This window comes from Methylomonas sp., from assembly GCF_023228165.1.
In the GTDB taxonomy this organism is placed as follows: domain Bacteria; phylum Pseudomonadota; class Gammaproteobacteria; order Methylococcales; family Methylomonadaceae; genus Methylomonas.
Genome location: NZ_JALOBS010000001.1, coordinates 41,046 through 54,153, shown reverse-complemented (window position 1 = coordinate 54,153; position 13,108 = coordinate 41,046). Strand labels below are relative to the sequence as shown.

At 51.2% G+C, this 13,108-nt stretch carries 8 protein-coding genes; 1 reads left to right on the top strand and 7 read right to left on the bottom strand.

Features of this window, described 5'->3' with window-relative positions; genetic code table 11:
* Positions 1–88: 88 nt before the first annotated feature.
* Complete coding sequence (locus tag M0R33_RS00255) at positions 89–4,384, top strand: hypothetical protein (RefSeq protein WP_292563315.1); 4,296 nt, start codon at positions 89–91, stop codon at positions 4,382–4,384.
* A 152-nt stretch (positions 4,385–4,536) separates the two neighbouring features.
* On the opposite strand, the gene rpiA is transcribed toward M0R33_RS00255, so the two are convergent.
* The 7 genes from rpiA to argF form a co-directional block, all read right to left on the bottom strand.
* Positions 4,537–5,208 (bottom strand): ribose-5-phosphate isomerase RpiA, encoded by a 672-nt coding sequence (gene rpiA, locus M0R33_RS00250; RefSeq protein ID WP_292563313.1) that lies wholly within the window; start codon positions 5,206–5,208, stop codon positions 4,537–4,539.
* A gap of 24 nt (positions 5,209–5,232) precedes the next feature.
* Complete coding sequence (gene lpxD, locus M0R33_RS00245) at positions 5,233–6,261, bottom strand: UDP-3-O-(3-hydroxymyristoyl)glucosamine N-acyltransferase (protein WP_292563311.1); 1,029 nt, start codon at positions 6,259–6,261, stop codon at positions 5,233–5,235.
* 8 nt (positions 6,262–6,269) lie between these two features.
* Positions 6,270–8,504 carry a fused MFS/spermidine synthase gene (locus tag M0R33_RS00240; RefSeq protein WP_292563308.1) on the bottom strand — a complete coding sequence of 745 codons (2,235 nt, stop codon included), beginning with the start codon at positions 8,502–8,504 and terminating at the stop codon, positions 6,270–6,272.
* Positions 8,505–8,534: 30 nt separating this feature from the next.
* The gene (locus M0R33_RS00235) at positions 8,535–9,368 is read right to left on the bottom strand and encodes an ATP-binding protein (protein ID WP_292563307.1); all 834 of its coding nucleotides are present in this window, start codon (positions 9,366–9,368) and stop codon (positions 8,535–8,537) included.
* A 191-nt stretch (positions 9,369–9,559) separates the two neighbouring features.
* Entirely contained in the window at positions 9,560–11,422 is a 1,863-nt protein-coding gene (gene ilvD / locus M0R33_RS00230) for a dihydroxy-acid dehydratase (RefSeq protein ID WP_292563306.1), read from the bottom strand.
* Between the two features lie 99 nt (positions 11,423–11,521).
* A complete protein-coding gene (locus M0R33_RS00225; RefSeq protein WP_366042944.1) occupies positions 11,522–12,160 on the bottom strand; it encodes a TIGR04211 family SH3 domain-containing protein in 639 nt (212 codons plus the stop codon).
* A 47-nt stretch (positions 12,161–12,207) separates the two neighbouring features.
* Positions 12,208–13,107: an ornithine carbamoyltransferase gene (gene argF, locus M0R33_RS00220; RefSeq protein ID WP_292563302.1), complete on the bottom strand. Its 900-nt coding sequence runs from the start codon at positions 13,105–13,107 to the stop codon at positions 12,208–12,210.
* Position 13,108 lies beyond the last annotated feature (1 nt).

Here is a 13,108-nt window from a genome sequence, read left to right as displayed (position 1 = left end):
TCTTTGAATCATTTCTCGAAGTCATTCTTCTGACTCTATATCTACATCTATATTTCCAGTTTATGTAACTACCACGAAATTGAACTACATGGAAAAGTACATTCCATTACAGCGACAATTCTCTCCCATATCTGGGAATCAAGAAGACTCGGAATCGAATGAGTTTCTTTCTTTTTGGGGAAATACCAACTCAAAATCCTGGGATGATCTTGACCAAGAATATCGAAGTGTCATCCTGGCGGCGGCAGGAGCAGGAAAGACAGAAGAATTACGGCACAGGGCAAATGAACTTTTAGATCAGGGAAAGTTATCTTTCTTCATCCGAATCGAAGATATTGAAAACAGCTTCTGGCAAGCGTTTGAAATCGGCGAAGAAACGCAATTCGAAGCGTGGTTGCAATCGACTGCGGAAGCTTGGTTTTTTCTCGATTCGGTTGACGAAGCGCGGCTGGATAATTCAAGAACCTTTGAAAGAGCATTACGCCATTTTGCCCGAACCATAAAGCAAGGCGCACACCGAGCACATATCTATTTTTCCAGTCGGCCCTATGCCTGGCGATTTTCTGAGGATTGCAGAATTCTGGATGAAATTTTGTTTGTGCCCAAGCTAATGGATAAGGCTAATGAGGGTAAACAACACCCCGAATCCGAAAGTGCGTTGACCGTATACAGCATGCTTCCTTTGAATCATGAAAAGATTCGGCGCTTTTGTCTGGCTCGCGGTACGCATGACATTGATCAACTCATGCAGGAAATTGATCGATGCAATCTTGGCAGTTTGGCGGAACGTCCGTTCGATCTCGAAAGCATTCTGTCTAAATGGGCTAAAGACAAGGCACTTGGTGGCCGCCTGGAATTGCTGCGCCACAACATCGATCAGAGACTACGCGACACCCATAACACGGACCGGGCGCAACGCCAGCCATTGAATCTGGAACAGGCCAAGGAAGGTGCGCGTCGATTGGCAGCTGCAGTGGTGTTGAGTGGTCAGGTTGGGTTAAATGTGCCTGATTCATCTTCTGATAAACCGGGCATTGAGGCTGGCGCCATACTTGGGGAATGGGACCTAAAAGATGTTCGTGCACTTTTGGAACGCGGCATATTCAACGACATCCTTTATGGTGCCGTACGATTTCGTCATCGGGAAGTGCGTGAGCTTTTGGCCGCCGAGTGGTTCGATAGCCTGTTAAAAAAGGGCAACAGCCGACAGGCAATCGAATCGTTATTTTTCCGCGAACAATACGGGGAAAAAATTATTGCTCCCAGACTAAGGCCGGTTTTGCCCTGGCTGATATTGTTTGACGATGGGATTCGCCTCAAAGCACTGCAAATAATCCCTGAAATCCCTGTCGAAGGTGGCGATCCATCCAAGCTGCCATTGCCGGAACGGCAAAACATTTTGCGCGATATTGTCCACAGAATTGCTGCTAATCAGGATGATCGTTCAGCGCGAGATAACAGTGCCATTGCGCGAATAGCAAAGGCTGATCTCTCGGACAACGCCTTGCGGCTTATCAATGAATATCAAAATAATGACGAGGCCATTTTCTTTCTGGGCAGATTCGTGTGGCAGGGCAATCTGGTCGGATGCCTGGAGCCGCTGAGGACAATAGCACTTGATATAACACGGGAAAAATACGCGCGCATTGCGTCTGTTCGCGCTGTTATGACTTGCGGCACTGAAGAGCAAAAGCAAAATTTATGGCGCCAGCTTAACGGAATTGATGCGTTTATACCGCGCGAATTACTCGCTGAAATTGTTGATGGGGCGGAACCGAATAGCAACAGCATCGAACAATTGCTGATTTCAATCGGCAAACTTGAGCGGTACGATGAATTTAATCCGACAGGCCTTGAGGATGTTCTACACGAATTTGTTGCGAAATTGCCTGCCGATGGCGGCGCGGCAGTTATTGTCCAGCTTATCGATGGACTACACCGGCTACTAGTTATACCCCCTTTTGTCGAGTGCGGGAATTGCCATGTTTCCGAGGCATATGCGTGGTTATTGAGTATTGCTACTCATGCTGTCGAGCGATTGGTTGAGAGGCGTAACGCTGCCGCATTAGAGGCAACGATAATCTCCGTACTGTTAATGGTACCGGCACTGCGTTATTGGGGGCATAGTCAAATCAGAGAACACCAAGGCGATCTACGGACGCTCGTTCCCGATTGGCCTGAACTCAACGACGCGCTGTATTGGGCAAGTATTGAGCAAGCAAGGCTCAATAAAGCGGCGAAATCCACCGAGCCGTTAACCGACGAGTTGTCAGTGTTATGGCGTGATCACTATTTTATGTTCGACGCCACAAGCTTTCCAAGGTTGCTGGGCTATATGGAGTCTCGCAAACTTCAGGACGACCGGCTAATCGCACTTAATGCGGCGTTTAGGATTTTTGTCCAGGCTGGGAGGCCTAAGCACATGTTAACTGGCCTGAAAAAATCCGCAGCTGCAAATCCGGTTTTGCAAAATAGATTGGATATGTTGCTCGACCCACCCGTTAGCGAGCAATCGAAGCAACTGGAACTGGAAGTTGCAAAAAGCCAACGAGAACGTGAAGAGCGGGATGAGCAACAAAAACGAAATCGTGATCGCTGGATAACTGAACTACGTGCCAATCCGGATCGAATCATCACGTCAGCAAACTTAAAACCGGGAGAACTGACCGGAGATCAGTATTGGTTACTCAGAGAACTGCGTGGCGAAGGCTTGATGATTAGCCACTCGGAAGCGGCCGATTGGCGAACATTGATACCGGATTTCGGTGAAGCCGTTGCCCATGCCTACCGCGAAGCGGCTATCAATTATTGGCGGAGTTTCGTACCAACCATGCAATCCGAAGGCGCTATCAGAGATAACTCCGTACCTTGCGGGTTGATATTCGCAATGGCTGGACTAGAGATTGAAGCAAACGAAACAACCGATTTCCCATACCATCTAAGTAACGCAGAGGTGCGCCATGCCTTACGCTATATCACCTGGGAGCTGAACGGATTTCCCCGCTGGTTTGAGAAGATGCACCACGCTTTTCCGGAATCGACTATAGAGGCGGTTACTAAAGAAATTCTCTGGGAACTTGAGAATACAGATTCCGAACAACCCATGCACTACATCTTGGACAGGGTCGCCTATAATGCCCCGTGGCTTTATTCGTCGATCGCCCCCGCCATATTAAGCTGGGTGCTAGCGAATCCCGGCCGGATAAACGCAAATCAACATTATTGTCTGCAGATACTGGCAAAAGGCGGTGCTTCACCAGAACGATTAGAGGGGCTGGCAAACCAAGAGTTGGCAAACACCAGGCAACTGGAGCATATGGCCCGTTGGCATGCGCTTCGCGTCGATTGCGCCCCAGACAACGGTATACCTGAAGTCGAACGATGGCTTGCGAGTCTTTTAACGGCAGACGCGAAACACGCCGCCCAAATTTTCATTACTGCACTGATGGGCGGAAGTTGGGCGAGGGACCGAGGCCCCTACGTTGGTAGCTTCCGTACAGCGGAACACTTGAAATCGCTTTACGTTTTAATGCACCGCCACATTCAGGTAAAAGAGGATATCGAACGTGCCAATAAAGGTACTTATTCTCGCGGACTTCGTGATGATGCCCAGGATGCACGCAACAGGCTGTTCAACCTGATAACGGAAATACCCGGCAAAGCCAGTTACATCGCTATTAAACAACTGATTGATGACCATCCCGCTGCCGATTATCGACCATGGATGGCGAAACGGGCCTATCAACGCGCAGAAGCCGATGGCGATTTAGAGTCTTGGACAGCTTCCCAGGTCTTCGACTTTGCCCAGTCACAAACTAATACCCCAACCACACACCGGCAATTATTCAATTTGGCCGTGCAGCACCTGACGGAGTTAAAAAATTGGCTGGAACGTGGCAATGATAGCGCCTGGAAAACTTGGCGGCGTGCAGAACAAGAAACCGAAATGCGCACATTGATTGCTGGCTGGCTTAATCAGCGTTGCCAAAGCCATTACGTGACAGCTCAGGAGCCGGAGTTGGCCAATAGCCAACGAATGGATATTTGGCTGCATAGCACCTATGTAAAATCTCCCGTACCGATAGAACTCAAGTTGCTCGACAAAGACTGGAGCGGCAATGATCTTTGCGAACGGCTGCGCAATCAATTGGCAGGGGATTATTTACGCGAAGAAACCGCCGGATGCGGCGTATTGTTATTGGTTGCTCAAAATATTGGCCAGAAAAAATATTGGATAGTCAACGGCAAAAACGTTGTATTGACTGGCCTTGCCGACGCGCTAAAAAATTATTGGCAAGGCATTTCCGATCAATATCCTGGCGTTTTGGCAATAGATGTAATCGTTATAGATTTAGCTGAAAGAGGGAGAGTCAGTGATTCCTGAGCCGACGGTGCTCTAAATTGGGATAAGAAACAAACCAATTCACTGACTGGATACAGCCGGTTTGCAGTCATAGGTCGGCTCATACTCTATGGCTGAAATTGGTTGGTTTGCCCGTCAATCCATGTTCAACTTGAAGCTGTCCTGTTGCGAGCTCAAGCCAATATTTCAGACACTTCACCGTCTTGTGCGCAAAATACCGCACTGGTTAGATCGGCAAAAATACCGTGTTCGACGATGCCGGGAATGGCATTCAGTTGAGTGTTCAGGGTTTTACCATCTACTCCGGGATCGAATCCGGTATCCAACACCAGACTGCCGTAGGATGTAACGAATAAGCCGTCGCCATTGGCGCGCAGCTTGGCCGCGCCTCCGATGCCGTCCAGACTGCGTTGCACCAATTGCCAGGCAAATGGCATCACTTCAATCGGAATCGGGAAGTTTTGTCCGATACGCTTGACGTGTTTGCTCGGGTCGATCAACACCCAAAAGACCTGACTGGCTTTAGCCAGCAATTTTTCCCGCACCAAGTCGGAGCCGCGGCCTTTCAACAAGGTCAAGTCGGGTGCGACTTCATCGGCGCCGTCAACGTATACATCAAGTCCGCTGATATGTTCCATACTACGCAACTTCAAGCCCAGCTGGCGGGCTTTTAAAGTGCTGACTACCGAGCTGGCAACAACTTCGATCCGTAAATGATCGTCCTGCTGACGGCGGGCTAACGCCTCGATAAAAAAATTAGCGGTGGAGCCGGTGCCCAAACCAACCAGCATGCCGGATTCAATGCGTTGTGCGGCGTGTTCCGCGACGAGTTGTTTGTCGTTCATGATGGGCTCCCGATCGTTGCCGTTTTATTTTTCCAGTTTACTCAGACGGCTTTCGAATTGCTTGATTTTTTGCATCAGTTCCGGCAATTTCGCCAACGCTGCCAATTCGCGCCAAGCCACTTTTCTATCTTTAGCCGGGCTGCCCCAGACTTGGGTTCCGGGCTCCACGTCCTGTGAAATACCGCTGCGGGCCATCACGACGGCGCGGGTGCCGATTTTAATATGGTCGGCTACCCCGACGCTGCCCGCCAGAATGGCGCCGTCCTCTATGGTGCAAGAGCCGGATATGCCGCACTGTCCGCAAATAATGACGTTGCGGCCCACCACATTGTTATGGCCCAGTTGCACTAAATTATCGATTTTACTGCCCAGGCCGATACGGGTTGAACCCAATGCGCCGCGGTCGATACAGGTATTGGCGCCGATTTCAACATTGTCATCTATCACTACATTGCCGACATGCGGTACTTTGACATGTTGATTGTCGCGATATTTGTAGCCAAAGCCATCCGCGCCGATGATGGCGCCGGAATGAATGATGACATTGTCTCCAATCAGGGTGTTGTCATAAATCACCGCATTGGGATGAATGCGGCAATTGCTGCCTATCTTGACTCCATTACCGATGCGTACGCCGGCATCGATTGTACTGCCGTCCCCGATATTACAGTGTTGACCTATGCTGGCAAACGCGCCCACGTGTATGTTGTTGCCTAGCCTGGCGGTCTCGGCGATAGCTGCATGTTGGGAAATCTGTCTGTCCAATGCCGCTTCGGGATGCAAGGCTTTGACTGCGGTAAGAAAGCTCATCTCGGGGTCTTTGCAAACCAATAAAGTCAAGCCAGTCGGTACGTCGTCGTCTATTAACGATTCGGCAATAAAACAGGCGGACGCTTGGCAGCCCTTTAAATATTTTTTGTATTTGCCATCGCTCAATACCGTGACTTGATGCGCCTGGGCGGACATGATGTCGGCCGCGGACTGCAGTGGGACAGAGGCGTCGCCGCCTTGTGGGCTGGCGTCGCAAAGTTGGGCAAGTTCCGTAATCAGCATGAGTTTTCCTATTTCCAGATTCCTATGATGTTAGTGAAGTCATCGGTCCACGGTTGTAGATCAAAGGTGAGCGGCAATTTTTGCCAATGGCCGAGACGACTTTGACGCAAGCGGTCCAGCCGTTGTGGTTGCTTGGCGATCACCACCCAGTCTGTGGCAACCACCAATGGAGCCGGGCTTTCCGGGCTGAATTCCTGTAACAGGCCGGATAGGTGTAAGTTTTCGGCGTGGTCGGCTAAGACTTTTTTCAAAGCCAAATGCCGGTTAGTAATGTGGAACGCCAGCATGCCATCATCTTTCAGTTTGCTAAAGTATAGCTGCATCGCTTCGCGGGTCAGCAAATGGGTAGGCACCGCGTCCGAACTGAAGGCATCCATGATCAGTAAATCAAAGCTGTTATCCGGCTCTTTGGTTAAGGATAAACGGGCGTCGCCGACAATCATGTCTGCTTGCGGATTGCAGCGCTCCAGGTAATGAAACCATTTTGGATTCTTGGCGACATCGACGATTAATGGGTCGATTTCGTAAAAGCGCCAATGCTGTTGCTCCTTACTGTAGCAGGCCAAAGCACCGGCACCTAGACCGACCGCACCGATGTTCCAATGTTGGTTGTCGGCGTCGAATTCGGTAAATAACTGGCCGATTGGTCCGGGGCGGCTGTAGTAGGTGAGAGGGGTAGTGATGTTGGCGGCAGTCAGGCGCTCGGCCCCGTGCTTGGTGGTGCCGTGATAAAGCTCATGAACTTTCTCCGGATGCTGGTTCTCGTCGGCAATGACGGTTTCCCTTACCGATAACACCCCAAAAAAGGTGCGTGCCTGATACAGGGTGCTGGATGCCAAACTATGTAAGCCCAAGGTGAAAATCAAGATCACCGCCGTCAATAAACCCAACCCTAATGGACTGTGGCGGACGGAATAGGTCAGACCGGCCAACAAGATCAACGCGCCACCGATGACATCCAGGTATTCGAATAGTTGGTCCGAGCTGAAATAAATCAAAAATCCTAGTATCAGCAACAGCCCTGGAAAGATCGGTTGCAGAACCCAGCGGCCATTAAAAAAGCCGGGCCGCAACAGTAAGGCGGCCACAATCATGATCGGATATTCGTACACTGCATTGAAGATGAACGGCGCCACGAATGTGTTAAATAAGCCGCCCAGCATGCCCGCGAAGGACATAACCAGATAAAACCGGGTTAAATGCTGGGTGTTTGGGCGATGCTTGGCCAATTCGCCATGGCAAACCATGATGGCCAGGAAGAAAGCCAGGCAGTGCAATATCAAGTCCAGCCAATACGGCAATACGGCCGGATTGATGAAGGAATAGGCGATAAATACTAATAAAACAGCCGGTTGCAGCGCGATCATGCCGGGATGTATGCGGTCGGCCCACTTGGAAAATACAAAGATGAACGACAGTAAATACAAGGTCAGCGGCAATATCCATAACAGCGGTACCGCAGCTATGTCGGTGCTGATGTATTGGGTCAGGCCCAACAACAAGCTGGATGGGACGAAAGCCAGCGCCAGCCAGTGCAACTGTTGGCGCATGGGCGGCGCGGCAATCTGTTCGGGTTCGGTTTCCGATAGCTCTTCGGCATCGGTCTCCGGCAGGTTACGCCATAATGCGACGGCGCAGACGATAATCAAGATACACAGCAATCCGTAACCGATACTCCAGAACAGGCGTTGATTGACTAGGCCGATATTCGGTTCAATCAAAAACGGATAGCTGAGTAAGGCCAACAAGCTGCCGGCGTTGCTGGCGGCATACAGGTAATAAGGGTCTTCGGAACTATGATGGCCTAAATGCGAGAACCATTTTTGCAGTAACGGAGCTGTCGTGGAGACCACAAAAAAAGGTAAGCCGATGGCTAAAAATAAAGTCCAGATCAACCAGAAACTAGGGTTGCCATCCGTGGGCGGGTTGGCATTGGCGGGTAAGGCGACCGGCAAGGCAAACAGGCTGAATATCAGCAGGGCCGTGTGCATTTGAATTTGCCGCTGTTGGCCCGAGCGGGTGGTTAGCCAATGCGCATATAAATAGCCGCCGAATAAAACAGTCTGATAAAACACCATGCAGGTATTCCAAACTGCCGGGGTGCCGCCCAATAAAGGCAGTAAAAGTTTACCGAACATGGGTTGTAGCGCGAACATCAACATGGCGCTAATGAATAAGGTGCCGGCAAATAATAAGACCGGTGAAATCAAAGGTTTGGCGGTGGTTTGTGAAGTAGTGTTCATTATTATTGATGTTATGCTACTGAATCCCGATTAATTCATTTTGAGGTTTTTCCAACGCCCTGCCACGTATTCCAGTGCTTCCTGTATATTTAAATCGCGGGTACCGCCGCCGGTACGGACGAAAAATTTGGGCGTGTTACCTTGGCTAAAAAATACCGGCCTAAGGGCAGGGGAGATAATAACCCGGCAGACGTCCTTTTGATCGATGACATGAAACAAAATATGTACGTTGGAACAGAGGTCAGCGCCCAAATTCGTGGATATGGCCGTCATCAGAGTTTGTTCAAAACCATCCTGATTGGTTTTTTTCAGGGTTTGGTAATCCTTCTCCAGACCAACGAGTTCGCCGTCATCGCTCACGCCTATTAACAAGGTGCCACCAATATGGCTATTGAGAAAGCCGGCCATTGTTTTCATTACCACGGCTTCCAGGTTGCGGTTGATGCGTTGTTCCTGCATATCCCAGCGTAGCGAGGACTTGAATTCCAATAACGGCCCCTCTCCCTGGCGGATGATGGACGGTAAGTCCTTATCCAGCTCGGATTTTAAGGATTCCAGACGCGTCAGTCGGCCGTGCACCAGCTTGTAAAATCCCAGGGACAGCAAGCCCAACATGGCGCCGATCTCGGCATAAAATACCAGCAGATTGTTCTGGTTGATCTTGCCGGTCCAAATCTCTTTGATTTGAATAAATACGTATTCGAGAGACGACAGAGGGGAGGCGTGGTGTTCGCGGGAATTGATGTAATCGTAGCTGGGAGCCAGCAGGAAGATGCCTATCAGCGCACCGATCAGAGCAGCCATCAAATAGATTTTAAATTGCTGTTTCCAGATTGAAATGATTAATAGAAAAAATCGCCTCATCGGATTGCGTTGCCCGCTGGCAATATGACATGAATATTGATGTTTGCCGGGATGCGGCTCAAGAACTTAAAGTGGCATCCCGAAGCGTTCATTTCTCGAAGCGGCGGGCGATTTCGTGTTCGCCCACCTGTAGGGTCAATGCTTGATGTCGTTTCAATGGTTTCACCATGCGCGCATCCAGCGTCGCCCACTTAGTGACCTTCGAGCTGGGCCAAGTCCCTTACCGCGCCCTTGTCGGCGGAAGTGGCAAATTTGGCATACGCTTTCAGCGCCACCGAAACCTTGCGCGGACGCGCCTTGACCGGTTTCCAGCCCAGTTTGTCCTGCTCAGTGCGGCGTTGGGCCAGCTCCTGATCACTGACCAATACATTAATTGAGCGGTTAGGAATGTCGATATGGATACGGTCGCCGTTCCGCACTAGGCCGATGGCGCCACCCGCCGCCGCTTCCGGAGAGCAGTGGCCGATCGACAGGCCGGATGTGCCGCCGGAAAAGCGGCCGTCGGTCAGTAAGGCGCAGGCTTTGCCCAAGCCCTTGGATTTGATATAGCTGGTCGGATACAACATTTCCTGCATGCCCGGCCCGCCTTTAGGGCCTTCGTAGCGCACCACCACCACGTCGCCCGCCTTGACTTTATCGTTCAGGATATTTTCCACCGCTTCGTCCTGCGACTCGACCACATGAGCATTGCCTTCGAACACCAGCAGGCTGTCATCGACGCCAGCGGTTTTTATCACGCAGCCGTCCAGCGCGATATTGCCGTACAGCACCGCTAGACCGCCTTCCTTGCTGAAGGCATGATCGAAGGAGCGAATACAACCTTCGGCTCTATCCAGGTCCAGGCTGGGCCAGCGGGTGTTCTGACTAAAGGCAACTTGGGATGGAATGCCGGCTGGCCCAGCCAGATAAAAGCTTTTAACCGCATCGCTGGGGTTAGCCATGATGTCCCATTGCGCCAACGCTTCGCCCAGGGTTTTGGCATGCACGGTGGGCACGTCGGTATGCAAGCGGCCGGCCCGGTTAAGCTCGGCCAGAATCGCCATGATGCCGCCGGCCCGGTGTACGTCCTCGATGTGATATTTGTTGGTGTTGGGCGCTACTTTGCACAACTGCGGCACCACTTTGGACATGCGGTCGATGTCAGCCAGCGTGAAATCGATGTTGGCCTCTTGGGCGATGGCCAACAGGTGCAGAATGGTGTTGGTCGAGCCGCCCATGGCAATATCCAAGGTGATGGCGTTTTCGAAGGCTTTAAATCCGACGGAACGCGGCAGTACTGATTCATCGCCTTGTTCGTAATATTGTTTGGCCAGTGCGACGATACGCCATCCGGCTTGTTTGAACAGTTGTTCGCGGTCGGCATGGGTGGCGACTACCGTACCGTTACCCGGCAACGACAGCCCCAATGCCTCGGTCAAACAGTTCATGGAATTGGCGGTGAACATCCCTGAGCACGAACCGCAAGTCGGGCAGGCGGAACGTTCCACTTCCGCCAAATCGCTATCTGAAACGTTACTGTCCGCCGCCATCACCATGGCGTCGATCAAATCCAGTTTTTTGATATCGAAGCTTTGGCCGTCAGGATTGGCCAAACGGACTTTACCGGCTTCCATCGGCCCGCCGGATACAAAGATCACCGGAATATTGATGCGCATCGCTGCCATCAGCATGCCGGGGGTGATTTTGTCGCAATTGGAAATACAGACCAGCGCATCGGCGCAGTGCGCATTGACCATGTACTCGACGCTGTCGGCGATCAAATCGCGGCTGGGCAGGCTGTACAACATGCCGTCATGGCCCATCGCAATGCCGTCATCCACCGCAATGGTATTGAATTCCTTGGCTACGCCGCCCGCTTTTTCGATCTCGCGCGCCACCAACTGTCCCATATCTTTCAAATGCACATGGCCCGGCACAAACTGGGTGAAGGAGTTGGCAATCGCAATGATCGGCTTATCGAAGTCGCCTTCTTTCATGCCGGTGGCGCGCCACAATGCGCGCGCACCCGCCATATTGCGACCTTGAGTGGTGGTATGAGAACGATATGCAGGCATGATAATTCCACGAAAATCAAAAACCGGCAGTTTTAAACTGCCGAAGTGAAAAGGGTGTCTTTAACCGCAGGGTAAGCCCACGCTTAAAACCGTAAAAAATTAAAACGTATCCCAACCGCTGGAACGGCGCCGCCAGCTGAGTTTAGGCAGAATGAAGCCTAACAATACACCGAACAAGGATAAACCGCCGCCATACAAAAACCAATCTTGATTGGTATTATCGGTTAAGGCTTGGTTTTCGCGCTTAAGTTGTTGTAATTCCCGTTCGACGGTAACAACACGTTCCTGTAATTGATCGCGTTGTTGTTTCAGTTGAATGGCGTTGGCCGCGGTTTGTTGCAGTTCGGTCAGTTCGGCACTGAGCTGGTCGCGTTCCTTGCTGATGTCCTGACCACTGGCTTGAGCGGCTTTGAGCGCTTTGTTTTCTTCCTGAAGCTCTTGCAGTTTTTTGTTGGCATCCTCAAGTTGAGTCCGGCTGATGGGTTGACGGCTGATATAACGCGTCAGGATATAGCCCTCAGCGCCATTGGCGGCTTGCACATAGGTATAGCCATTTTCGGTATTGTCGCCCAATAAATTAAGCGACATGCCATTCGGCAGCATTTTGACGATACGGCTGCGCTCGCTCTCCCCACTGCGCAACGGTATGTCGATGTTGTCCGTTACGTAACCTGTTTTGGCCTGTGCCAAGCTACTGGTTGCAAGTAAAACAAGAAAACTGGCGATGGCTCTTTTCACGTTGGTACTCTTCATCTACTAACTAAAAACCGCTAATTCTAGCGAAATTATCGGCAGATGAGAAATTCCAGCAGGGCTTTTTGTGCATGCAGGCGGTTTTCAGCCTCGTCGAAAACCACGCTTTGCGGGCCGTCTATGACTTCCGCGGCCACTTCCTCGCCACGGTGGGCGGGCAAGCAATGCATAAACAGTGCGTCCGGATTGGCGGCCTGCATAACCTCTTGGGAGACTTGGAAATCCCGGAAAGCATATTCGCGTTTTTTTTGCTCGCTTTCCTGGCCCATGCTGGCCCAAACATCGGTTACCACCAAATCGGCACCTTGTGCCGCTAAAACCGGCGAATTAAAAATGGCCACTTTATCGGCGGCGGCATCGACGATGCTTTGCACTGGGCCATAATCGGCCGGGCTGGCAATATGCAATTTAAAATCGAATTGACGGGCGGCGTTAATGTAGGAATGGCACATATTGTTACCATCGCCTATCCAGGCAACGGTTTTGCCGGCAATGTCGCCACGGTGTTCGAAATAAGCTTGCATGTCGGCCAGTAATTGGCAAGGGTGCAACAAATCGGTCAGCCCGTTGATCACCGGTACCCGCGAGTATTTCGCAAAGGTGGTGACGGTGTCGTGCTCGTTGGTGCGCAGCATGATGCAATCCACCATGCTGGATATGACCCTGGCACTGTCTTCCAGCGGTTCGCCCCGGCCCAGTTGGGTATCGCGCGGCGATAAAAATATGGCGCTTCCGCCGAACTGCGTCATCCCCGCTTCAAAGGAAATACGGGTACGGGTGGATGACTTTTCAAACACCATGGCCAGCACTTTGCCTTTGAGCGGTTGAAAATCCGGGTCGCGGTGATTTTTTAACTGGATGGCGCGATGAATTAATGTCCGTAATTCGGTGCTGCTCAAATCCAGCAAGCTGGTGAAATGTCTGGGTTGCATA